This window comes from Undibacterium sp. Ji83W (assembly GCF_049340385.1).
GTDB lineage: Bacteria > Pseudomonadota > Gammaproteobacteria > Burkholderiales > Burkholderiaceae_D > Undibacterium.
The window spans coordinates 25,905-48,924 of the sequence record NZ_JBMPOZ010000019.1 but is presented as its reverse complement, the minus strand read 5'-3'; the positions used below and the strand labels follow the sequence as shown (position 1 = coordinate 48,924).

25 protein-coding genes and 1 tRNA gene are annotated in these 23,020 nt (G+C 50.9%); 16 read left to right on the top strand and 10 right to left on the bottom strand.

Annotated features, from left to right (window positions below; all coding sequences use genetic code 11):
* Nucleotides 1–55 precede the first annotated feature (55 nt).
* Nucleotides 56–133, top strand: a tRNA-Ile gene (locus ACO0LD_RS24260).
* A 6-nt stretch (nucleotides 134–139) separates the two neighbouring features.
* The gene (locus tag ACO0LD_RS24255; protein WP_423010754.1) at nucleotides 140–1,633 is read left to right on the top strand and encodes a DEAD/DEAH box helicase; all 1,494 of its coding nucleotides are present in this window, start codon (nucleotides 140–142) and stop codon (nucleotides 1,631–1,633) included.
* 179 nt (nucleotides 1,634–1,812) lie between these two features.
* Here ACO0LD_RS24255 and ACO0LD_RS24250 read toward each other — a convergent pair whose 3' ends face one another.
* On the bottom strand, nucleotides 1,813–2,757 hold the full coding sequence (locus tag ACO0LD_RS24250; protein ID WP_423010752.1) for an ornithine cyclodeaminase family protein: 945 nt from the start codon (nucleotides 2,755–2,757) through the stop codon (nucleotides 1,813–1,815).
* A 426-nt stretch (nucleotides 2,758–3,183) separates the two neighbouring features.
* Here ACO0LD_RS24250 and ACO0LD_RS24245 point away from each other — a divergent pair, with 426 nt between their 5' ends.
* Nucleotides 3,184–3,516, top strand: coding sequence for a DUF3579 domain-containing protein (locus tag ACO0LD_RS24245; RefSeq protein WP_423010750.1), 333 nt, complete (start codon nucleotides 3,184–3,186; stop codon nucleotides 3,514–3,516).
* 58 nt (nucleotides 3,517–3,574) lie between these two features.
* On the opposite strand, the gene ACO0LD_RS24240 is transcribed toward ACO0LD_RS24245, so the two are convergent.
* Nucleotides 3,575–4,486: a LysR family transcriptional regulator gene (locus ACO0LD_RS24240; RefSeq protein WP_423010749.1), complete on the bottom strand. Its 912-nt coding sequence runs from the start codon at nucleotides 4,484–4,486 to the stop codon at nucleotides 3,575–3,577.
* A 101-nt stretch (nucleotides 4,487–4,587) separates the two neighbouring features.
* On the opposite strand from ACO0LD_RS24240, the gene ACO0LD_RS24235 reads away from it, so the two are divergent.
* The 5 genes from ACO0LD_RS24235 (at nucleotide 4,588) to ACO0LD_RS24215 (ending at nucleotide 9,701) form a co-directional block, all read left to right on the top strand.
* Nucleotides 4,588–5,319: a histidine phosphatase family protein gene (locus ACO0LD_RS24235; RefSeq protein WP_423010748.1), complete on the top strand. Its 732-nt coding sequence runs from the start codon at nucleotides 4,588–4,590 to the stop codon at nucleotides 5,317–5,319.
* Nucleotides 5,320–5,347: 28 nt separating this feature from the next.
* On the top strand, nucleotides 5,348–6,112 hold the full coding sequence (locus ACO0LD_RS24230) for an SDR family oxidoreductase (protein ID WP_423010747.1): 765 nt from the start codon (nucleotides 5,348–5,350) through the stop codon (nucleotides 6,110–6,112).
* Between the two features lie 25 nt (nucleotides 6,113–6,137).
* Nucleotides 6,138–6,587: a PaaI family thioesterase gene (locus ACO0LD_RS24225; protein WP_423010746.1), complete on the top strand. Its 450-nt coding sequence runs from the start codon at nucleotides 6,138–6,140 to the stop codon at nucleotides 6,585–6,587.
* A gap of 49 nt (nucleotides 6,588–6,636) precedes the next feature.
* Entirely contained in the window at nucleotides 6,637–7,863 is a 1,227-nt protein-coding gene (locus ACO0LD_RS24220; RefSeq protein ID WP_110255837.1) for an acyl-CoA dehydrogenase, read from the top strand.
* Nucleotides 7,864–8,000: 137 nt separating this feature from the next.
* The gene (locus tag ACO0LD_RS24215) at nucleotides 8,001–9,701 is read left to right on the top strand and encodes a long-chain-fatty-acid--CoA ligase (protein ID WP_423010745.1); all 1,701 of its coding nucleotides are present in this window, start codon (nucleotides 8,001–8,003) and stop codon (nucleotides 9,699–9,701) included.
* Nucleotides 9,702–9,788: 87 nt separating this feature from the next.
* Here the strand turns inward: ACO0LD_RS24215 and ACO0LD_RS24210 are convergent, their stop codons facing one another.
* The 4 genes from ACO0LD_RS24210 to ACO0LD_RS24195 form a co-directional block, all read right to left on the bottom strand.
* Nucleotides 9,789–9,965 (bottom strand): hypothetical protein, encoded by a 177-nt coding sequence (locus ACO0LD_RS24210; protein ID WP_423010744.1) that lies wholly within the window; start codon nucleotides 9,963–9,965, stop codon nucleotides 9,789–9,791.
* Between the two features lie 69 nt (nucleotides 9,966–10,034).
* The gene (locus ACO0LD_RS24205) at nucleotides 10,035–11,495 is read right to left on the bottom strand and encodes a TIGR01777 family oxidoreductase (protein WP_423010743.1); all 1,461 of its coding nucleotides are present in this window, start codon (nucleotides 11,493–11,495) and stop codon (nucleotides 10,035–10,037) included.
* On the bottom strand, nucleotides 11,492–12,139 hold the full coding sequence (locus ACO0LD_RS24200) for a DUF4166 domain-containing protein (RefSeq protein ID WP_423010742.1): 648 nt from the start codon (nucleotides 12,137–12,139) through the stop codon (nucleotides 11,492–11,494). The genes ACO0LD_RS24205 and ACO0LD_RS24200 overlap by 4 nt, the downstream gene beginning before the upstream one ends.
* A complete protein-coding gene (locus ACO0LD_RS24195; protein WP_423010741.1) occupies nucleotides 12,136–12,606 on the bottom strand; it encodes a cell division protein in 471 nt (156 codons plus the stop codon). Before ACO0LD_RS24195 ends, ACO0LD_RS24200 begins: the two co-directional genes overlap by 4 nt.
* Nucleotides 12,607–12,771: 165 nt before the next feature.
* Between ACO0LD_RS24195 and ACO0LD_RS24190 the strand changes: the two genes are divergently transcribed.
* From ACO0LD_RS24190 to ACO0LD_RS24170, 5 genes are all read left to right on the top strand, one after another.
* Nucleotides 12,772–13,434, top strand: a complete 663-nt coding sequence (locus tag ACO0LD_RS24190; RefSeq protein WP_423010740.1) for a response regulator — start codon at nucleotides 12,772–12,774, stop codon at nucleotides 13,432–13,434.
* Complete coding sequence (locus tag ACO0LD_RS24185) at nucleotides 13,431–14,756, top strand: ATP-binding protein (RefSeq protein WP_423010739.1); 1,326 nt, start codon at nucleotides 13,431–13,433, stop codon at nucleotides 14,754–14,756. The genes ACO0LD_RS24190 and ACO0LD_RS24185 overlap by 4 nt, the downstream gene beginning before the upstream one ends.
* Before the next feature lie 178 nt (nucleotides 14,757–14,934).
* Entirely contained in the window at nucleotides 14,935–15,456 is a 522-nt protein-coding gene (pal, locus tag ACO0LD_RS24180; protein ID WP_423010870.1) for a peptidoglycan-associated lipoprotein Pal, read from the top strand.
* 183 nt (nucleotides 15,457–15,639) lie between these two features.
* Complete coding sequence (locus ACO0LD_RS24175; protein ID WP_423010738.1) at nucleotides 15,640–16,476, top strand: serine hydrolase; 837 nt, start codon at nucleotides 15,640–15,642, stop codon at nucleotides 16,474–16,476.
* A 103-nt stretch (nucleotides 16,477–16,579) separates the two neighbouring features.
* Nucleotides 16,580–16,921: an NIPSNAP family protein gene (locus ACO0LD_RS24170; RefSeq protein ID WP_423010737.1), complete on the top strand. Its 342-nt coding sequence runs from the start codon at nucleotides 16,580–16,582 to the stop codon at nucleotides 16,919–16,921.
* Between the two features lie 51 nt (nucleotides 16,922–16,972).
* Here ACO0LD_RS24170 and ACO0LD_RS24165 read toward each other — a convergent pair whose 3' ends face one another.
* The gene (locus tag ACO0LD_RS24165; RefSeq protein WP_423010736.1) at nucleotides 16,973–17,362 is read right to left on the bottom strand and encodes a winged helix-turn-helix transcriptional regulator; all 390 of its coding nucleotides are present in this window, start codon (nucleotides 17,360–17,362) and stop codon (nucleotides 16,973–16,975) included.
* 115 nt (nucleotides 17,363–17,477) lie between these two features.
* Between ACO0LD_RS24165 and ACO0LD_RS24160 the strand changes: the two genes are divergently transcribed.
* From ACO0LD_RS24160 to ACO0LD_RS24150, 3 genes are all read left to right on the top strand, one after another.
* The gene (locus tag ACO0LD_RS24160) at nucleotides 17,478–18,011 is read left to right on the top strand and encodes a nuclear transport factor 2 family protein (protein WP_423010735.1); all 534 of its coding nucleotides are present in this window, start codon (nucleotides 17,478–17,480) and stop codon (nucleotides 18,009–18,011) included.
* Nucleotides 18,012–18,060: 49 nt separating this feature from the next.
* A complete protein-coding gene (locus ACO0LD_RS24155; RefSeq protein ID WP_423010734.1) occupies nucleotides 18,061–18,918 on the top strand; it encodes an SDR family oxidoreductase in 858 nt (285 codons plus the stop codon).
* 200 nt (nucleotides 18,919–19,118) lie between these two features.
* A complete protein-coding gene (locus tag ACO0LD_RS24150; RefSeq protein ID WP_423010733.1) occupies nucleotides 19,119–20,423 on the top strand; it encodes an alpha/beta hydrolase family protein in 1,305 nt (434 codons plus the stop codon).
* Between the two features lie 90 nt (nucleotides 20,424–20,513).
* Here the strand turns inward: ACO0LD_RS24150 and ACO0LD_RS24145 are convergent, their stop codons facing one another.
* From ACO0LD_RS24145 to ACO0LD_RS24135, 3 genes are all read right to left on the bottom strand, one after another.
* Complete coding sequence (locus tag ACO0LD_RS24145; protein ID WP_423010732.1) at nucleotides 20,514–21,329, bottom strand: alpha/beta hydrolase; 816 nt, start codon at nucleotides 21,327–21,329, stop codon at nucleotides 20,514–20,516.
* Between the two features lie 283 nt (nucleotides 21,330–21,612).
* Nucleotides 21,613–22,092: a NuoB/complex I 20 kDa subunit family protein gene (locus tag ACO0LD_RS24140; protein ID WP_423010731.1), complete on the bottom strand. Its 480-nt coding sequence runs from the start codon at nucleotides 22,090–22,092 to the stop codon at nucleotides 21,613–21,615.
* Nucleotides 22,093–22,130: 38 nt separating this feature from the next.
* Nucleotides 22,131–23,012 carry a helix-turn-helix domain-containing protein gene (locus tag ACO0LD_RS24135; protein WP_423010730.1) on the bottom strand — a complete coding sequence of 294 codons (882 nt, stop codon included), beginning with the start codon at nucleotides 23,010–23,012 and terminating at the stop codon, nucleotides 22,131–22,133.
* Nucleotides 23,013–23,020 lie beyond the last annotated feature (8 nt).

Sequence of the window (23,020 nt, the reverse complement as noted above, 5' to 3'; positions counted from 1 at the left end):
TGTCCAATCCTGGATTATCCTCAGATTAAAGCAGGCAGAGCTTGCAGAAAGAATTGGGCCTCTAGCTCATGTTGGTTAGAGCAGCGGACTCATAATCCGTTGGTACCGTGTTCGACTCACGGGAGGCCCACCAATTACCATGACTGATATCAAGTCCCCAGCTATACCTACCACTGAGCAAACGACACCAGACGTGAAGTTTGCCGATTTCGGCCTGGCGCCGGAAATCTTGCGTGCCCTGACAGATCAGGGTTATGTGCATCCAACTCCCATTCAGGAACAGGCTATCCCGGTAGTCTTGCAAGGCCGTGATGTCATGGGCGCAGCCCAGACCGGCACCGGCAAGACTGCAGGTTTTTCTCTGCCTATCATCCAGTTGTTGCTGGCCCATGCAAGCACCAGTGCTTCGCCGGCCCGCCACCCTGTACGTGCGCTGATCCTTACGCCGACACGTGAGCTGGCTGACCAGGTTGCAGAAAACGTCAAAGCCTATTCCCGTCACACACCTTTGCGCTCTACCGTCGTATTTGGTGGCATGGACATGGCACCGCAGACGGCAATCTTGCGCAGCGGTGTAGAGATTGTGATTGCCACGCCTGGCCGTTTGCTCGACCATGTACAGCAAAAAACTGTCAACCTGTCGCAGGTCCAGATCCTGGTCATGGATGAAGCAGACCGCATGCTGGACATGGGTTTCTTGCCTGATTTGCAGCGTATCATCAACCTGTTGCCGAAGAAGCGCCAGAACCTGATGTTCTCTGCGACTTTCTCGCAAGAGATCAAAAAGCTTGCAGCCAGTTTCCTGACTAATCCGCAAACCATAGAAGTGGCACGCAGCAATGCCACCGCTGATAATGTCACACAGATTTTGTACAAGGTATCGACGGAAGAAAAACGCGATGCAGTGTCCTTCATCATCCGTGAGCGCGGTTTGAAGCAAGTCATCGTGTTTTCCAACACCAAGATAGGTGCTTCGCGCCTGGCTGTGCATCTGGTCAAGCAGGGTGTAAAAGCATCTGCCATCCATGGTGACAAGTCACAGCAAGAACGCATGGCCGCTCTTGAAGCCTTCAAGCAGGGCGAAGTTGAAGTGCTGGTGGCGACTGACGTGGCTGCACGTGGTCTCGATATAGCTGAACTGCCTTGCGTCATCAATTTTGATTTGCCGTATAACGCCGAAGACTATGTTCACCGCATAGGCCGTACTGGTCGCGCTGGTGCCAAGGGTGATGCAATTTCCTTGCATACTGATCAGGATGAACGTTTGCTGATCGACATAGAAAAAATGATCAAGCAAAAAATCGTGCGCCTGAATCTGGCCGGTTTTGTAGCGACATCCGTGCATCAGTCTGAGCACCGTGCACCGCGTGAACGTAGTGAACAAGGCGAGCGTCCTGTCCGTGACCGCGCCGATCGTGCTGACCGTGGTGAAAGAAGCGAACGCCCGGCACGCAGCTATCAGCCACCGAAAGAAAAAGTCGATCCCTGGTTCCTCAAGCCTTACGAGCCTAGTTCTGGTGCGAGTTCTGCCAGCAACAATACGACAACTTCAATGGCGTCACCATCGAACGCAAGTACACCAGCCAAGCCACAAAAAAGGGCGGCTTTGTTGGGTGGGTTTCCTAAGAACTAAAATCGGGTTTAGCAAGGTCCATGGCTTTGTAGAATGTATATTATCTCGTAGGTTGGGCCGGGCGTCGCTACGCTACGTTTTATCAGCCCAACACTCGGCGTTTAAATGACGTATACGTTTATTGATGCACAGTGTTGGGCAGATGAAGCGTTGCCCAACCTACGAGGCCTAGCCCAGCCTCAATATTGTCTCGACCACACCAAATTGGCCGCACACAAATCCTCAATTGCCGTCCCCACCGACTTAAACACCGTTATCTCTGCATCACTCTTGCGCCCAGCATGTTGACCAGCGCACAGCTCAGCCAGTTCGGCAACAATCGCTGACTTCGATAAGCTGCCATTTGCCAGCGTCTGCGTAATGTCCCCAGCCTCTACCAAGGCACCTGCATAAGTATCGACAAACACCGTAACCTTGCTCATCAAAGCATCATCTACTTCACGCATATCCGGTTTGAATCCACCAACCAGATCAAGATGTGTCCCCGCTTTGACATAATCACCCAACACAACTGGTGTCTTGCTGGTGGTCGCGCAGCAAATGATGTCGGCGGCATAGCAAGCAATTGCCAGGTCTTCAACAACATGTAATCTGATATGTGCCGGAAATTCTGCATGCTCCCGTATCACTCGTGCCACCGCTTCTGACTTCTCTGCCGATCTGCCCCAGATACTGATGTCGGTAATCGCCCTGGTCTGGCAATGTGCAATTGCTATGTGCGGTGCCAGGCTGCCATTTCCCACTAACAGGAGGTGCCGTGCATCGCTACGTGAAGCGTAGGATGATGCAAGAGCAGAGGCCGCTGCAGTACGTCGCAAAGTCAACTCTTCGCCGTCCATCAAGGCCAGTGGCGCGCCTGTCTTGGTATCAAATAAGACAAAGATTGCATGCACAGTTGGCACATCTGTATTCTTGGGTGTGACCGTCACCAGTTTCACGCCCAGATGCCCTTGCGGCTGCCAGACCGGCATCAGCAACAGGCTGGAACTGTCAGCTTCTGACACGGTATGCGCATGTCGCTTGGGAGCGATCATTTCTTCAGTAAATGCTCGCTGTAAAGCCGGTATCAGTTTTGCATAGGGCAGGGCTGTGCTGACTTGTTCTTTTGTGAAATAGGGGATCATGAGTGTGCAGTTTGAGGCTTCTTGATGGATGGGCTTTAATCTGGAGGATAATCTTCAGTCGCTTTGAAATTGTAGAGTGATACATATTCCTTGCATTCAATTATGGAATGTTTGAAGATCGTTGGCACATAAATTCTTTGATAAGACTCCAGATTCCTTCATCACCTATATATGTCCTGACAGGCATTGAGCTTATCAACCAAGCAAAACCTTGCCCTCACTTTTCTTTACTACCTTACAAAATGCACTATAGTGGCTCAATAAGTAACTGAGTAAGATCGCATGCTATGCATCAAAGTCAGATATATCAGTGATGCCAGTTTTGATTCAAGTCTTCTATAAGATATAATATGGAAGTATATTGAAAGCTTGGTGTCACATAATGATGTTAAGCTTAATTCACTCTTGCCTCAGCAAGCCGAGCACATGGCCGATTCCAAAGAAACGCAACAAGTCCGCGAATTTTTCATCCAGGGTATTACCAGTGATGGAAAACAATTTCGCCCCAGCGATTGGGCAGAGCGCCTGTGCGGAGCCATGTCCTGTTTCAGCCCTGACGGTGGCAGAAATTCACATTTGCAGTATTCACCTTATGTCCGTCCCATCTTCTTGAATGGTGTGCGTTCTGTCGTGGTGAATGAAGCCATACGCGAAATCGAGCCGCTGGCTTATCATTTTGTCGTCAGTTTTGCTAAAGATAATGATTTGCAAATTATCGACGCTTGCCTGCTGCCAGACGAGCCTAAGGCTGGCAAATAAATCACAGCGCTTGAGACTGGATCAAACCAGCTTGATGTCTTTGCGCCACTTGGCAATATCACACCGTCTGATCTTGAAACGCCTCTATTACTTGCTGCCTTAGCCAGCGATTAGCGGGATCATTTTCCACATTCTGATGCCAGTACAAATACACATCCCATGAGGGCATGGCTGCTGGTAGCGGCAATATCTGATTGTCGAATTGTTCATTCGCAATGCGCGCATAACCTTCTGGCATGGTCAGTAGTAAATCTGTCTGGCTGACTACCCGGCAAGCGGCGAAATAATGCTGGCAGCGCAGGCGTATGCGTCTTTGCAAGCCCAGGCGGCTCAGTTCAAAATCTTCCAGACCCATACCCTTGCGACGTGAGCTGGCGAGTATGTGTTCTGCCTGCATATACATGTCCAGATCCAGCTTGCCCTGTATGACGGGATGATCGCGCCTTGCAAGCACGACGGTATTGCCTTGTACTACCTTTTGGCGGTGTATCTCATTTGGCAGTGGCAAGAGCATATCAATCGCCAGATCCAGGCTACCCGCCGCCAGTTCACTGACCAGTTCCCGTCTTTCCACCTGTATTGCTGCCAAGTTGATTTGTGGTGCCTGTCGCGTGATGCTTTCCATTAATGGCGGCAGGGCAGTGGATTCCAATACATCGCGCAAAGCCAGGTTGAACTGTTTGCTAGCAAGTGCCGGGTCAAACTTGTCGTTCTCGTTCAGCGTTACTTCCAGCCCGCGCAGGGCTTGTCGCACCGGCTCTATGATGCTGCGCGCCAGTGGCGTCGATACCATGGCCTGGCCCTGTCGCACAAACAGCGGGTCATTGAACAATTGTCGCAGGCGGTTCAAGGCATGGCTGATGGCTGGCTGGGTCAGGTTCAACTGTTGGCTGGCACGCGTTACGCTGCCTTCGGTATAGATGGCGACAAAGACAGTGAACAGGTTCAAATCAACGCGGGATAAATGCATGATATTAATTAATTCAGATAATAACTATTCATTTGATCAATTATAGGCGCGGGCATACACTTTGTTCATTGTTTTATTGAAGTTTATTGATTGAGGAAGTAATGGCAGCTTTATATTTGGTCAGACACGGGCAGGCTTCATTCGGTAGCCAGAACTATGATCAATTGTCTGAACTGGGTGAGCAGCAGGCGCGACATCTAGGAGACTGGTGGGCTGCGCGCGACATGCAGGTATCTCGCGTCGTTACTGGTGCACTGAAACGCCATCAACAAACCGCGCAAGCCTGTCTGTCCGCAATGCTGCAACAAGATGTTGATGCGTTGGATATGTCTACATGGCATTCCGATGCGGGGTTTAACGAATATAACCATCATGAAGTCCTGGCGCGGCATGTCCCAGCTTTTGATGACCCCGCAGCCGTCAAGCATTTCCTCATGAATACGCCGAATGGCAAGCAAGCCTTCCAGGATATTTTTGCCCAAGCCATCAGCCGCTGGATGTCAGGAGAGCATGATGCCGAGTATGTGGAAAGCTGGAATGCGTTTCGCGAGCGTTGCGTTACTGCCATGCACAAACAACTGGCAATTGCGGATGATGCAAAGAACATTGTCGTGTTCACTTCTGGCGGCACGATCTCGGCCTTATGCCAGCATGTGCTGGGTTTCCCTGATCTGCGCTTTGCTGAACTCAACTGGTCATTGGTGAATAGCGCGGTCACGCGCTTTCATTTGCAGCCAACAGCAGATGGCGTATTGCGTCCTGCGCTGGCTTACCTGAACAACTTTTCGCATCTTGAAGTATTGAATAATCCAAAAATAATTACCTACGTGTAAGAAACTAAAAAGACAAGAGAGACTAGAGATGACAGCAATGTTTGATTTGACTGACAAGGTCGCACTGGTCACCGGTGCCAGCCGTGGCATAGGCGAAGCCGTCGCCAAAACCCTGGCGGCCAATGGTGCCTACGTCATCGTGAGCAGCCGCAAGGCGGAGGCTTGCGAAGCCGTGGTGGCTGCGATTATTGCAGCCGGTGGCAAGGCCGAAGCACGTGCCTGCCATATCGGTGAAATGGCGCAGATTGATGCCCTGTTTGCTGACATTACAGCCACTCATGGCAAGCTGGATATTCTGGTCAACAATGCCGCTACCAACCCGCATTTCGGGCATATCACCGAGACCGATGTCAGCGCATTCCAGAAGACAGTCGATGTTAACATACGCGGCTATTTCTTAATGTCTTCAGCCGGTGCCAAGCTGATGGCAAAAAACGGTGGAGGCAGCATCATCAACGTGGCTTCTGTCAACGGCGTAGTGCCAGGTGCCATGCAGGGAATTTACTCCATCACCAAGGCAGCAGTCATCGCCATGACCAAATCCTTCGCGCTGGAATGTGCGGCCATGGGCGTGCGTGTGAATGCCTTGCTGCCAGGCGCGACCGACACCAAGTTTGCCTCGGCCCTGTTTCACAATCCTGTCATCCTCGAAAGAGCATTGACTCGCATACCCATGAAGCGCATTGCCGAACCTGATGAAATGGCAGGCACGGTCTTGTACCTCGCATCGAATGCATCCAGCTATACCACTGGTGCCTGCATCAATGTTGATGGTGGTTACCTGGTCAGTTAATGCGGTAAAAGGAAAAGGCGCGATCATGAAACCGGCATACGAGGCTAGCAATCCAGATTACGCAGTGCAACTGAAGAGTCTGGTGCTGGCCATGCCCATGGCCAAATGGCTGGGCGTAGAGTTTGTGAAGATAGCGCCGGGTGAAGTGGAACTGGACATTGCCTACCGCGAAGAACTCAGTTTCGCACCCGGGAAGATGCAGGCCACAGCCATCTTTGCAGCCGCAGATTTTGCTGGTATCTCTGCCGCTGGCACCTTGTTACCAGCAGGCTGGATCAACGCCAGTATCGATAGTAATTTAAAGATAGTCGCACCCGCCGATGGTGAAAAACTACGGGCACGCGGGCGTGTAGTTTCAAGCGGGAAGTTATTGACCGTCAGCGCCGCAGAGGTTTTCTCTGTACGCGATGGCGAAGAAGTTTTATGCGCAACAGCCTTGCTGACTGCGCGCAATATCGAACTACGAAGAAAGTAAAGCGGACATATCCATGTCCATCTGGACCAACAAGGAAAAAGGAAACAAAATGGATTTTCAATACAGCCCCAAAGTCAAAGATTTACAGGCACGCTTGATCGCCTTCATGGACGAGCACGTCTATCCAAATGAAAAAACTTTCTTTGGCGAGATAGCTGCCAACCGCAAGGCAGGTAACGCATGGATACCGACCAAAGTCGTTGAACAACTGAAAGCAAAGGCACGCGATGCCGGTTTGTGGAATCTCTTTTTGCCAGAATCTGGCCATGGTGCAGGCTTGACCAACCTGGAATATGCACCACTGTGCGAAATCATGGGTCGTGCTGTCTGGGCACCTGAAGTATTCAATTGCTCTGCACCTGATACAGGCAATATGGAAGTGTTTGCCCGCTACGGCACGCCTGAGCATCAGGAACAATGGCTCAAGCCCTTGCTGCGTGGTGAAATCCGTTCCTGCTTTGCCATGACAGAACCTGCAGTCGCCTCTTCTGATGCCACCAATATTGAATCATCTATTGTGCGTGACGGTGATGAGTATGTCATCAATGGCCGCAAATGGTGGTCGTCCGGTGCCAATGATCCGCGCTGCAAAGTGTTTATCTTCATGGGCAAGAGTGATCCTGATAATGCTGACCGCCACAAACAGCAATCGATGATCATCGTGCCGCGTGATACACCGGGCGTGACTATCTTGCGTGCCTTGCCAGTCTTTGGTTATGACGATGCACCGCATGGTCATGGCGAAGTGCTGTTTGAAAACGTGCGCGTACCGGCATCCAATATCTTGCTGGGTGAAGGCCGTGGCTTTGAGATTGCCCAGGGTCGTCTGGGACCTGGTCGCATACATCACTGCATGCGTTTGATCGGTTTGGCAGAACGCGCACTGGAAGACATGTGCAAGCGCTCATTGACACGCGTGGCCTTTGGCAAACGGGTAGCCGACCAGGGGGTGACGCTGGAACGTATTGCCAATGCCCGCATCCTGATCGACCAGGCGCGCTTCCTGGTCTTGAATGCCGCACAGATGATGGATACCGTCGGCAACAAGGCTGCAGCCAAAGAAATCGCCATGATCAAGGTGGCAGCTCCTACCATGGCTTGCCAGGTCATCGACTGGGCCATACAGGCGCATGGCGGTGGCGGTGTATCGGATGACTTCAACCTCGCTTATTCCTACGCACAGGCGCGCACCCTGCGCCTGGCCGATGGCCCGGATGAAGTACACAGGAATCAAATCGGCAAGATGGAGTTGAAGAAATATACGGAGAAAAAATAATTACTTGTAGTTTCATAAGTACGATTTACGGGTAGTTCCGGATTGGCTCTTCCTCTTTTTGGGGCAGGGCTTTTCCGACGTTAACTTCCTGGTTGGCTGACATTTTCAAATTATTCTTAAAAAAGAGAGAGACAAAAATGCGAGACACACCCTGGATCAAATCTTACCCCACAGGCGTACACTGGGACGCCGACCTGCCTATCAGCAGCGTGCCAAAATTGCTGCATGATGCCGTTGCCAAATGGCCAGATTTGCCTGCATTGGAATTCATGGGCAAAAAGACCAGCTACGCTGAATTGCAAAAACTGGTGAATCAGGCCACCAAAGGTTTCCAGCAACTGGGCGTCAAGCCTGGTGTGCATGTGGGCCTGTATCTGCCAAACACGCCGCATTACGTCATCAGCTTTTTCGCCATCTTGCAGGCCGGTGGCACGGTGGTGAATTACTCACCGCTGGACGCTGAGAAAGTGCTGGAGCATAAAATTGCCGACAGCCATACCGACATACTGGTGACGCTGGACATGATAATGCTGTACCCGCAAATGGCCAAGATGCTGGGGCATACCCGTCTGCAAAAACTCATCATAGGCAATATCCCGGAAATGACGCCTTACCCCGATGCCGTCAGGGCGAACCTGGACAAGGCAGGCCAGCTCAGCGCAATTCCCGATGATGCCCAGCACCTGCTGTTTGCAAAACTACTGGACAATGACGGTGACTACACGCCCATCGCTGCGATAGACCCGAAAGAAGCCATCGCTACCCTGCAATATACCGGTGGCACCACTGGCCTGCCCAAGGGCGCAATGCTCACGCATGGCAACCTCACCACGGCTTGCAGCCAGATCATGGAAACCACCAATATCGAGCCGCGTGTATTGGAAGAGGGCAAGGAAAAACTGCTGGCCGTGCTGCCGCTATTTCACATCTATGCATTGACAGTCGATATGCTATTTGGCATACGCCTGGGTGCAGAAATTGTCCTGCATACCCGCTTTGATGCTGATGCCGTGGTGAAGGATCTGGCGAATAAAAAAATCACGGTATTCCCTGGCGTGCCGACCATGTACACCGCCATCATCAATCATCCACAGATCAAGGAATTTGATCTCAGCGCTTTAAAGTTCTGCAACTCTGGTGGCGCACCTTTACCAACAGAAGTGCTGCAGCAATTCCAGGCCCTGACAGGCTGCACCTTGCTTGAAGGATGGGGCATGACCGAGACTTCGCCTACAGGTACCTTCACTCCCTTGGGGGGCGTGCGCAAGGCAGGTTCCTGTGGCTTACCGACGCCAGGTATCAGCTTTAAATTTGCCAGCATTGATGACCCCCGCCAGGAAGTGGCTTTGGGAGAACGCGGTGAAATCTGCGTGGCTGGTGCGAATATCATGAAAGGCTACTGGAACAAGCCTGAGGCGACCCGTGATGCGTTTACTGCTGACGGTTACTTCCGTACGGGTGATGTCGGTTATATGGATGCTGACGGGTTTGTGTATATCGTTGACCGCACCAAGGACATGATTTTGTCCGGTGGCTACAACGTCTATCCACGCAATATAGAAGAAGCGATTTATGAACACCCTGCCGTAGCCGAAGTCAGCGTCATCGGCATCCCCGATGCTTATCGTGGCCAGGCCGCTAAAGCCTTTATCAAACTCAAGGCAGGGCAGGCAGCGTTCAGTTTTGAAGATTTGAAAGACTTCCTCAAGGACAGACTCGGCAAGCATGAAATGCCGCAAGCCATGGATATCCGTGCAGAGTTACCTAAAACCCCGGTAGGGAAATTGTCCAAAAAAGAATTGTATGAGGAGGAAGCGAAGAAGAGGGCTGCTGCCTGAGCTGGTCCGCACGATCCTGATTAAATAAGTTTTTGCGCGTTTCTGCGGCTTTCTGGTTCCCTCCAGGAAGGCCGCAGTTTTTTCATCTTATTTATTTTTGTCAACTAGATTGACCTTCACCTGCATTTGCAATGCCTGCAAATCTTTTGCGCTATGCTCAACAACGATAATCGTGGTATTAGCCACCTGAGTCTGGGTGCTGACTTGTAGTTCAGGCACGGCTTTTCTTGGTCTTACAGGTTGGGGATGGCGCAGGAAAAACATGGCTTACTCCAATAGGATCAAGCTTTGCATATCGAGACACTCTTATCAAATTCAAGTGAAGCCAACACATTAAGCCAGATCGCTGATTGCACTACGTAAATCTGGATAATCAAAAACAAAACCCTCTCCCAATAATTTTGCTGGTACCACACGCTGGCCTTCGAGTAATAAATCAGCTTGCTCCCCTAGCATCAGGCGCATAGGCCAGCCCGGTGTAGGGAAGAAGCTGGGGCGATGCAAGACACTCGCGGCGATGGTGCTGAACTGCTTTTGTGTCACTACTTCAGGTGCGGTGAAATTATAAACGCTGTCCAGCGGCAAGCTGGTTTCATGCTGCCACAGGTGGGCAGTGCCGCGCAATACGTCATGCACATGTATCCATGATTGCCATTGCTTGCCACTACCCAGCGCACCACCCAGGCCCAGCTTGATGGGCAGGAGCATCATGCCCAGTGCACCTTGCTGGCCCAGTACAACGCCGAAGCGCATCCTGGCGACTTTGACGCCGTAAGTGGTGGCGGCCTGGTTGGCCTGCTCCCAGTCCTGGCACAGTTCAGACATGAAGATGGATTGTGGTGCTGCGCTTTCGGTCAATTCCATGTCGTCACCTGGGGCTTGTATGCCGTAATAGCCAATTGCTGAGGCTGCCAGCAAGAGCCTGGGTTTGCTTTCTGCGCGGCTGATCCATTCGGCGATTTGCTTTGTCAGACCAGTACGGCTGTGGCGCAATTCGGCCTTGCGTTTTTCTGACCAGCGCCAGCCCAGTATGCGTGCACCAGCCAGGTTGATGATGACATCTACATGCTGATTCGCGGGTAATTCCTGCATGGATGCAATCACCCTTACCCTGCCATCAAACTTCCAGCTTGCCTGTTTTGGATTGCGGCTGAGTATCGTCACTTGCTGACCATCGGCCAGCAAGGCTTTGACCAGCAAGCTGCCGATAAAGCCGGTGGCACCGGTGACCAGAACCTGTTCTGATTGATCGCTGAAATGGATAATGGATGCCAGCTTTTCTTTGGCGGCCAGTTTGCCCAGACGCATTGCGGCAAGACCATCACGGATGCCGGATACGCCTACACCTATGCCACACAAGGCGAGGAATACGCTGAGCCAGCCCTGTGGTTGCCACATCATTTGTGTAGGAGCTGCAAACCACTCAGGTGTATTCAATATAAGTAAAGTGATAAAAGCACCGCCATTGATGGCGAGTATGGTGTGGGTCACGCGTTCAGTGGCTGGCAAGAGGCGGGTCTGATCTTCAATCACGAAGTCCCACAAGGTCAGGATAATTTCGACACCAAACACCAGCAATAACACGATGGACCAGGCACCATGCCATGCCCATGCCGATAAACCAATGAAGAGCAAGCTGTAGATAATGGCGCGGGTTGCATGTATGCCCAACTCTGTGCGGGCACTGGCGCGTTGCGGCAGCGCCTCGGTCAACTCATGATGGTACAGGGTATCGAAAGCGCCGAGCAAGCCTTGCGCGGCCATCAGTTGCAAGGCGATGAGGTGAGTGTTCATGATGCAGCCTCTGGATGAATTTCCTTGAAGACGCCTACCTGAGTAAAGGTGCGGCCAAACAAGGCGTGTTTGATTTCTATGCGGATATTGAATTGCTCAGGGTTGTCATTGCGATGGCACAGATAAGTTTTGCCGGGCGTGAAAATACCGGGTATGGGAATGCGATAACCCAGCACATCCCAGAAATAACCATCGCTGGTGAAGTGGAGGTTGCCTTCATGCACGTGCAAGATCAGTTTCATGCCCAGACCCATGCCTACATATTCGAGCACTTCACCTTTTTCACTTTCCTGCATATACGACGTGAACTGTATCGGTGGCCTGTTGTGCAGGCGGTATATCCTTTGCTTGAATATGGAAGGGCAATCCGGTTTGGAGTACACCATGATATCGACGGGGAAATCATGATCGGTATAGGGGATCAATGCCCCGGCGATCATCGGCTTGGTCAGGTGACCCAGGAGTTTGCCTATTCTTGAGCAGCTCAGTTCACTGAGTTGGCCAGTGTAGTACAGTGGTTTGTCCGGCTCAGGGTTTTTGGCAAACCGGGCCTGGATATCCGGGTGCAGTTTGAGCCATTCCTTGCCCAGGATTTTCCTGAATAATTCACCTTCAGACGGGATGGGTTTGCTATCTGGATTCATGCTTTTCTTTCAGTATTTTCAGTATTCTTCGCATCCATTTTCCACAAGATGAACAGGGGCGGGATCATGCTCAGCACAGCGAATGCATCTATCCAGACATTGATCAGCATATTGGCCTGCATGGAAATCAGCATGTCTTGCGGAGCCCATACCAGTATGCCTATCATCAGCCACAGCCAGGCAAAGCGGCTGCGGTGCTGGTTGCCGAGGTAAATCAGCGCACCCATCCACAAACCCACAGTTTGCACGGTAGCGCCAAACAGACTCATCCACCAGACTTGCATATTGCGCGCTGCATCTGGTGCAGCCTGTGGCCAGAAATGGCTTTCTATGAGCTGATGATAAACCTCCACCAGACCTGTGGCACTGATCCATGGCAGCAAGATGCCGATCAGCAAATGAGCGAAGGCTGCGGCATACAACCAGCGTATCAGCCATTTGCGTAATGAAGATTGTTTTTGTGACATGGTTTTTCCTTTGTTTCTTTAATTTCTGTCGTTACAGAAATTAAAGATTAAATGACGACGTCTGTCAAGTGATTTGCGGCATATCTTTTGAATCAGGCCATGGCGTACAATCACGCAGCACTTATTCTTTCACTCATCCTTTCACACATCAAGCACATACAAAACATGAAAGTCCTGCTCGTCGAAGACGACCCCATGATAGGTGAAAACATACAGATTGCCCTGGAAAGTGAAGCCAATCTGGTCGATTGGCTCAGCAATGGCGAAGCCGCAGAGGCTGCCCTGCAATTCCATAGCTACGATGTATTATTGCTGGACCTGAGCCTGCCACAGCGCGACGGCATGGACATTTTAAAAGCCTTGCGCAAGCGGGGAGATACCTTGCCTGTGCTGGTCATGACCGCGCGCGATGCCGTGCCCGACCGGGTGCGCGGCCTGCATGCAGGCGCAGACGATTACCTGGTCAAGCCTTTTGATCTGGATGAATTGATCGCCCGCATGCATGCGCTGGTAAGACGTTCGCATGGCCGTACTGACACTTCTTATGTGTGCGGCGACGTCGTCGTCAATACCACGACGCGACAAGTATTTAGCGGAGCAGAGCAGGTCATACTCTCTTCGCGTGAATGGACGATACTTGATGCCCTGGTAGCACGCCCTGGTGCCATACTCTCGCGCAGCCGCCTGGAAGACCAGTTGTTTGGTGCCACTTCAGAGATAGAAAGCAATGCGGTTGAAGTGTATATCCACGGCCTGCGCAAAAAGCTGGGGCAAAAATTCATCGTCAATGTACGTGGCGTCGGCTATATGGTTGAGAAAAACACATGAAGTCTTTGCGCCTGCAAATGATGCTCTTGTTCGGCATCGCCATTCTGGCTGCGGCTGCCTTGCAGTTTGCCAGTTCCTTGCATGCCGCCATCGGCGAAGCCAACAAGCTGTTTGATTACCACATGCAGCAAATGGCACTGGCCTTGCAGGACGGTGATTTTGATCAGGTCGATTGGCATAATCTGCCAGGTACAGAGATTGATGATTTCGATTTTGTCGTGCAGGTCTGGTCAGAAGATGGTGCCAGGGTTTACCAGTCACGCCAGCATCGCAGCCTGCCCAAGCAAGCTGCGCTAGGTTATTCAACAGTGACGCTGGAAAACGGTGACTGGCGTGTGTATGCCGCAGAAGAAAACAAGCGCGTCATCCAGGTCGCTCAAAAAATGGGTTCACGCAGGGATAGGGCAATATCTTTTGCGCTGAGTACCTTGTGGCCGGTGATACCGGTGTCCCTGCTCCTGTTTTGCGCAGTCTGGTGGGGTATCAACTCTGTGCTTGCTCCCTTGAACCGCATAGGTAGCGAACTGGCCAACCGCAATGCCAATTCCACTGATCCGGTCTCATCCGATGGCGTACCCAAGGAAGTATCCTTGCTGGTGACGGAATTGAATTCCCTGCTGAGTCGCATGGGCCTGGCGATACAATCGCAACAGCGTTTTGTTGCAGACGCCGCGCATGAGCTAAGGTCGCCCATCACCGCTTTGCGTTTGCAGGTGCAAAATCTCGGCAGGGTCAAGGATGAAAACAGCCATGAACAAGCCATCAATCGCTTGCTTGGCGGTGTCGACAGGGCTTCACGCCTGGTAGAACAATTGCTGGCGCTGGCCAGGCAAGACCCGACTTCACAAGCCAGCCTGAACTTCCAAAACATTACACTGAACACCTGCATAGAGCAGGCAGTCAGCGATGTCATGCCCTTTGCGCAATCCAGAAAAATCATCATCAATGCAGAAATGCCTGAGCTGCTTGAACTGCAAGGTGATAGCGAAAGCCTGCGCATCATGATACGCAACCTGCTCGACAATGCCGTGCGCTATATACAGGACGAGGGCAGGGTGCAGATCAATCTCAGCCGTGACAAAGATGGCTTACGGCTTGGCATACAGGACACTGGTGATGGCATCGCACCGGAAGAACGTGAGCGTATCTTTGACCGTTTTTATCGCGTTGCCGGCACAAATAAAAGCGGTAGTGGACTGGGTCTGGCCATCGCCAAGGCGATTGCTGACCGCCATCATGCCAGTATTAATCTGGCAGATGCCGCCCTGGGCGGGTTGGAGGTAATTATCCTGTTTCCGGCTTCACAGAAGCTGCCAGGCTGAAAAACGCTCATATTTTTGACAAAACCCCCTGTTTAATTGCTAGCAATGCGGTTTTTTAAGATTCGCCTAAGTTTCCTGAGGCAAGATGGCGTTGCTTCATACTACCTGGTAGCGCTTGACTTATGCATCAGGTTTGAATCGACCAATTAAAAATTTAGAGGGTATTTACATGCGTTCAATCAACACTATCAAAAACGCCGCCGGTCTGGTAGCAGTAGCAGTTTTATTGGCAGCTTGCAGTACGCCAATCAAACCGCCAGAAGTCAAAAAAGATCCAGTCGTTGTTATTCCTACGGACGGTAAAGGCAACGGTGGAACGACGATAACTACGGTAGATACGACCGGAAAGAATGATTTTAATGAAACCGCTAACCGCAGCGTTTATTTCGATTTTGATCAATACGTCGTCAAGTCGGAATTCGCACCAGTAGTCAATTCCAATGCAAAAAATCTGAGTGTTAACAAGGGCAAGAAAATCCTGATCCAAGGTAATACTGATGAACGCGGTGGCCGCGAATACAATCTGGCATTGGGTCAAAAACGTGCCGAAGCCGTGCGCAAATCCTTGTCCCTGCTGGGCGTGCCTGAAGCGCAAATGGAAGCAGTCTCTCTGGGTAAAGAAAAACCAAAAGCCACAGGTAGCGATGAAGCTGCGTGGGCAGAAAACCGTCGTGCGGATATTCTCTATTCCGGCAAGTAATTTTTTGCATTACTAAAACCAGCTTGCATGCGGTGGCAGAAATTTGTCCCCTGTATGCAAGCTGGTTTTTCTCTATAATGCTTACGCAAATCTGTTTTGATCTGATGCTTTGAGCATTGGTCATCTGAGCAGTTTTTCGTCAGCCTTATTTGTTTAATCCCGTGACAGAATCGATGTGCCCAGATGTTGAAGCCCAAGTTGTTAGTTGTCCTGATGTTGTACTGTGGCAGCCTGTCTGCCATGCAATTGAGTGCCCAGAATGCCATCGTTGTTGATGAACGTAATGGCCAGGTTCTGCTGGAAAAGAATGCCGATGCAGTAGTGCCCATTGCTTCGCTGACCAAGCTCATGACAGCCATGGTGCTGCTCGACAGCAAAGCCAATATGGATGAGAAAATCTCCATAGAAGAAGAGGATAAAGACCAGCTCAAACATAGCCGCTCCCATGTCCCGATAGGTTCCAGTCTGACTCGCAGGGAAGCCTTGCAACTGGCACTGATGTCTTCTGATAACCGTGCCGCCGCAGCACTGTCCCGTACTTATCCAGGTGGTCAGGGTGCCTTCATGGTAGCGGTCAAATCAAAGCTGCTTGCTATAGGTATGGCGCACACTGTCATTCGCGAAGCGACAGGCTTGTCGCCAGAAAATACCTCGACCGCCGCTGACCTGGTGAAGATGGCGCAAGCTGCATCACGCTATCCAGAAATTGCTGACATCACGACAGACAGTGAAGACAGCGTCACACTGAAAAATGGCCTCAGCCGTGAATTTCATAACACCAATCGCCTGATAGGTAAAAAAGGCTGGGACATCCTGCTATCGAAAACTGGTTTCACCAATGAAGCAGGTGCCTGCCTTATCATGCGCGTGAAGCTGGCAGGTAAACAAGCCACCATGATCTTGTTGAATGCGCGAGCCGGTTCGGCACGCTGGACGGACGCCCTGAATATAGGGAAATTGCTGGGCTATAAAGAAGAAATCAAGGCAAAGATAAGCAGAAGACATAGACGCCATCGCTGACTTGTCCATGTCAACGCGTTTGCTTGATGGGAAGTGGGATAAGTGGGATATCGGCAGCTATGCTAGCATGTCGATTCTTCATTGAACCCTGACAGGCAAAACCATGCCCCGCTTAGTCGAAATTCGCACTTATCGCCTCAAACCCGGCGTTGCCGATGCTTTCCATCATGCTGTGCATACGCTGGCTATACCCATGCTGAAAAGCAGGAATATGGATGTAGTCGCCTACGGGCATTCTGACCATGAAGAAGCCACGTATTACCTGATACGTGCTTACGCCAGCCGCGCAGCTTTGGAAGCAGAGCAAAATGCCTTCTATGGTTCCAGCGAATGGAAAAATGGCCCAAGAGCAGAGCTGGTTGACCGTATCGAGACCTATATGAATACCCTGGTCTGGTTATCGGATGAAGGTATCGATAGTATGCGTGAGCTCAACAAGACTTAATCAGAAGCATCGGCGGCATCAGGCGCCGCCCGGTTTTATTGAAATCAGGTTTTACGCAGTTTTATTATCCTGATCAAAAGTCTGCCTCGACAATTTAATTTTCTCAAAATTCTTTTCTGCCCAACTTATCAGTGCACCCATGGGTACCATGACTGAGGCACCGAGTGCGGTCAGTTCATATTCCACACTAGGTGGTTTGGTCGGGAACACTTTACGGCTCAATAAACCATCCCTTTCCAGATCGCGCAAAGACTGCGTGAGCATGCGCTTGGAAATGTCAGGCACTTGCTTATGCAACTGGCTGAAGCGCAAAGGGCCAGCTTGCAGCGTCAGCAAGATCAGCGGCGTCCATTTGGTGCTGATATGGTCAAGCACATTCCTGACCGGGCACATGGCAGGATCAAAATCCGATGCCATTCCCAACGCTTTAGATGGGTTCACTTTGGGTAACCTTGGCACGAAAAACTGCCTCCTTACAATTTTTAGACATAGTCTCTATTATAGACCTTGATTCGATCGCTAATACAAGTATATCGAAGCAAGGAGAAACTTTGTCATGAAAAAACAGATGCACAGATTCAAGAAAAACGCGGTTTTGGGAGCAATGATGGCACTTGCGCTAGCTACATTGTCCATTACCTTCACACCCAACAGCTACGCCCAGGAACCGGTTATCGGGGTTGATCATCCTGATGCGCTATTCAGCAGCATTGATCCCAAGCTGCATGCCAACAAGCAGGTGGTCTATCACATCGTGAAAGACTTGCTGGAGGCGGGGCATTGGGAAATGGCAGACAAGTATTTGTCCAAGCGCTACCTGCAGCATAACCCGAACGCAGCATCTGGCCTCGATGGCGTGGTCAGGTATTTTGTCGACGTCAGAAAAGTCCAAGCCACACCGATACCGGAAAAGATGACGAAACCTGTGGTTGCCGTCATTGCCGAAGGTGACTTGGTAACCGTCATGTATCCCTTGCCAGTCAGGGACAAGACCACAAACCAGCTTTTATACACCACCACCTGGTTTGATACCTGGCGGATAGTGGATGGAAAGGCAGATGAACATTGGGATTCTGCACTTAAAAATTGATAGATATTGATGAATGTTGATGAATGTTCATATAACAGGAGAAATAAATATGATCGCAGTGACAGGTGCAAGTGGGCAATTGGGACGTCTGGTGATACAGGCTTTGTTGGGTACAGTCCCGGCTAATCAGGTCGTTGCCATCGTCAGGGATGTCAGCAAGGCTGAGGATTTGCGCGCCAGCGGCGTGCAGGTTCGCCAGGGCGATTACAGTCAGCCAGCGACTTTGGCGACAGCCTTGCAGGGAGTGAAAAAAGTCTTGCTGGTATCTTCGAGTGAAATTGGGCAAAGACTGGAACAGCACAAAAATGTGGTTCAGGCCGCAAAGAATGCAGGCGTAGAATTAATTGCCTACACCAGCATCCTGCACGCAGATACTTCACCACTATTGCTGGCCCAGGAACATATAGCGACAGAACAACTGATACGCGATAGTGGTCTGTCTTTCGTGTTCTTGCGTAATGCCTGGTATATAGAAAACTATTTTTCTGCAGTGGGCACTGCGCTGCAAACTGGCAAGGTATTTGGGGCCGCAGGTGACGGTAAATTCTCTGCAGCTTCGCGTGCAGATTTTGCCGCAGCTGCTGCAGAGGCACTGACCGGTCATGATCAGGGCAGCAAGATCTATGAACTGGCCGGTGACCAGGCATTCACTCTCGCAGAGCTGGCTGCGACCCTGGCTGAACTGTCAGGCAAACCTGTCGTTTATGTGAATTATGCGGAAACTGAATACCAGGACTTGCTCGTGTCATTTGGTTTGCCAGAAGGCTTTGCTCATATCCTGGCGCAATCAGATACAGGTGCTGCACAAGGTGGTTTGTATGATGGCAGCGGTCAGTTGTCCAAACTGATCCAGCGGCCAACGGCGACTTTGCGTTCTGTGCTGCAAGCGCATTTGGCAACGGTGTAAGCGACTAATCAGCATAAGCCAAACCAAACAACCAGTAAAACTGCTGCCCGCAGTTTTACTGGCTCTCCTTCACGCTACATTTATTCCAAAGCCTCTGTTCAGGGTTTGAGTCATCGAAATCCTGCATTCATCGGATTGCAAGAGCTGGCAACGACTATATCGCATAGCATCGATGGCATTGATTCCTACCGGAGAAGTGCGTGAAAATATTATCGTCTACCCTGTTTACTGCATGTGTTGTGGCATGTCCCATCCTGTTTGCGCAGGCTGTTGCTGTGCCTGATCAATTGAAGACCAGCTCTTTTATATCGGCCCCTTGTGAGACAGGTATTTTTCAAAAAAACAAGCAGGCATTTGTCGCCGTGACCAAGGCAGACAAAGGATTTAACTACACCTTCAGCAACGGGATGGTTGGCAATACGCTGGACTCCGGGACTACGCTGATATGTGGAAAGAATGCAGTCCTGGTTCGCGGAGATGAGGTCTGGAGCAAGCTGGCCATTTCCGAGTTGAACACGCGATTTGAATCTGGTGGTGTCGTGCTCGCAGGTCGCCTGATGGAACCTGTGGAACCGTCCGATGCAGGAAAAAATACACCTCTGGTTGTCTATGCACATGGCTCAGAAGGCACTGGCTGGATAGACCGCGCAGGTGACCCTTATCAAATGCTAGGACGGGGTATTTCGGTCTTTGTGTATGACAAACGCGGCACCGGACTTTCGCAAGGAGAATATACCCAAAATTTCCCCCGCCTGGCCGATGACCTGGTAGCTGCTTCGCACGAAGCCAAGCGACTGGCAGCAGGACGCTACGGTCGTTTTGGTCTCATAGGCTTGAGCCAGGGTGGGTGGATAGTGCCACTCGCGGCAGCGCGGGCCAGGGCAGAGTTTCTTGGGATCGGCTTTGGCCTGGCGGTTGATATCACCGGGCAGGATGCGGAGCAGGTCAGCAAGGAATTACGCGATCACGGGTATGGCGATGACATACTTGCCAAAGCCAGCAAGGTGACAGATGTGACGGCAAAAATAGCAAAATCTGATTTGAAAGAAGGGTTTGATGAGCTTGCTGATATCCAGAAGCAGTTTGGCAAAGAAGCCTGGTTCACAAGTATAAAGGGAGGATACTCAGGCGTGTTCCTGAGCATGTCAGTAGATGATTTGCGCCGTAATGGCGTACCAAGATTCGACAAGCTGAATATTGACTGGTCGCTTGATCCCATGCAGGTCTTGCGCAAAGTTGATGTGCCACAGATGTGGGTATTCGCGGATGAAGACCGCCAGGCTCCGGGTGCGGTGAGTTTGGAAAGGCTCTCGAATCTTCGCCGCCAGGGCAGTGATATTACGATTTACCGCTTCCCCGATACCGGTCACGGTATGTGGGAATATACAGAAGCAAAAGATGGCACGCGCAAGCAGACACGTATTACGCCAGGTTTTTACGATCTGATGGCGGACTGGGCAAAAGGCAAACTTGACGGCAGTTATGGGAAGGCATATCGCAGATAGTGAGACATGGATAGATTCATAGTGAAGCGGTAAAACTGCATCTGCATTCATATGTATGCAGTTTTACCGGCTCTGCAAAAATATCTTTGTTCAATCCACTAACAGAGCATTTACTTTGCTGACCCATACTGTGGGATATTTGACAGGCGCTTCCAGATGTTCGCCTTCATATTCCCAGAATGTTTTTGTTGTCGTGGCATTTGCAAATACTAGCTTGCCCTGGCTGATGGGTATAGATGTATCGCCAGTTGAGTGCACTACCAGGAGTTTAGCCTTGCCTATCTCCTTGATATCTTCTTTGGCTGAATAGGGCGAGATCAGGCTCGCACGTACCGACTCCTGCATCTCTTTTGGGACCTTGGTAACTGCGATATCCGTAAATGAACTCAAGCCACCATCCAGCACCAATGCGTCGATCTTGCCTGCATTGGTTTTGGCAAGATGAGTAGCAACCTGGCTACCCATGGAGGCACCGATGAGTATCAGTTTCTTGCCCTTCAGCTCAGGTTTTTGCAGCAATTGATCAAACACCAGTTGACCATCGCTGGCAATATTCAAATGCGTGGGTTTACCTGTTGAAAGCCCATAGCCGCGAAGATCAATCATGGCTACCTGAAAGCCATCTTCCACCAGCGGCCGTATAAATTTAACGTAATGCGAGACGTTGCCACCTGCACCGTGAAAATAAATAATAGTGGCCTTGGCTGCCTGTTGAGGTTTGATCCAGATGCCGGTGACTTCATCATCACCCACTTTAAAACTTAGATTATCGTAGTTCAGGCCTTCTACTTTTGCCATGATCCTGGATGGGAAGTAAAACTTTTCATCAGCTTGGGCGTTTGCACTGGACTGTACGGTGAATGCAGTGATCAGGGTAAGTATAGCCAATATCAATTTTTTCATCATGCGTCTTTCTATCTGTCATTTCAATAAGGATGCCTGGCCCGGGAAACGAGCACGGGTAAGTGGGATTTTGCAGGCGCATTTAATACTGCAAAAACCACATACTAATGTAGATAAGATCGTTGGCTGCACGAATGTCGCCAAGTGCTGGTTTTGCTGGTTTATAGCTGTGGTTTGTGGCGTCAACGGGAATTCGCTAGCCAGGCTTTCACCTCTGGCAGGCGGGATGAAGCATTTGTTGCAGCACATACCCTGATGAATAAACATGCATATGCGCAGTACTTTGCTAGCGTGCAATGCTGTTGCTGCGCTTGATTTTGTTCTGTAGTTGCAGCAGGCCATAAATCAGGGCTTCGGCAGTTGGTGGGCAACCGGGGATGTAGATATCCACTGGCACGATACGGTCGCAGCCGCGCACGACGGAATAAGAGTAGTGGTAATAGCCGCCGCCATTGGCGCAAGAACCCATGGAGATGACATAGCGTGGCTCTGCCATCTGGTCATAGACTTTACGCAAGGCCGGTGCCATTTTATTGGTGAGGGTGCCGGCGACTATCATCAGGTCTGCATGGCGGGGACTGGCGCGCGGCATGAAGCCGAAGCGGTCCATGTCATAACGGGCACTGGCGGCCTGCATCATTTCCACCGCACAGCAGGCCAGGCCAAAGGACAGGTACCACATGCTGTTGCTCTGTACCTTGTTCATCAAATCATTGACGTTGGTGAGGATGTATGAATCCTGAAATAAACCTGCTTGTTCTTCCATGAATGGGACTCCTTCTTTGAGATGCCCCGATTATGCATTCAAGCGATGATATGGTCTTGTATCGAAACGACATTGATTTCGTCAGAGGGAATAAACAACTCCCCTAATTCAGCTTCATTAAAGCTGAATGCCCAAAGTGCAGGATCTTGTGCTGCAATCCCACGCATGAGCTGGGCTGGTGTATGACCGGTAAACCGGACAAAGTCGTGATTCATGTGTGCCTGGTCGGCATAGCCAAAACTCATAGCGCATTCTGCCCAGGTCTTCGCTGGTAGTCTACCCAGCATGACTTGCATCAGGGATGCGCCGTAGCGTAAATGCTGTTTGTAACTGCGCAAACTGAGGCCAAAGCTGGCCAGAAAGCGCCTCTCGAATTGGCGTGTGCCTAAACCCAGGCTGTCAGCTAGTTCTTGCGCTGGTTTGTTGATCCAGTGATAGGGAATGACCAGCGGAGCAATGCGTGGTTTTTCAAGCAAGCGCAAGCGTAACAACATGCTTTGTACTACGTCCAATTGGGCTGCAGTGCCGTGGGCGGCATCCAGTTTTTCATTCACTTCCGTGTAGTGAGACAGCGGCAACACATCGGCCAGATTGATAACGGCGTCGCTAAATTCGTCGACAGGATAGCCTAGTATATTGCTGAGTTTTCCAGGGCGAAAAGTCGTTGACATGAAGCGTGAACCAGGCTGGGCCTTGCCCCGGGAACGATGCCGGTTGGGGCCGACGATGGCGAAGCGGAACAAGGCCTGCCCATCTTCCATTTCCATCGCACCACTCAAAACGACGATCAACATTGGTAGTGGACTTGCTGGCACGGTATACCAGCACGACGGGATATCCATGACCAGAAAATGCATGCAGACATCCGCCAACAAGGGATGTGGAGCAAGGCTGACATGTGGTAAAGAAGGATCTTGCAATTGACGCT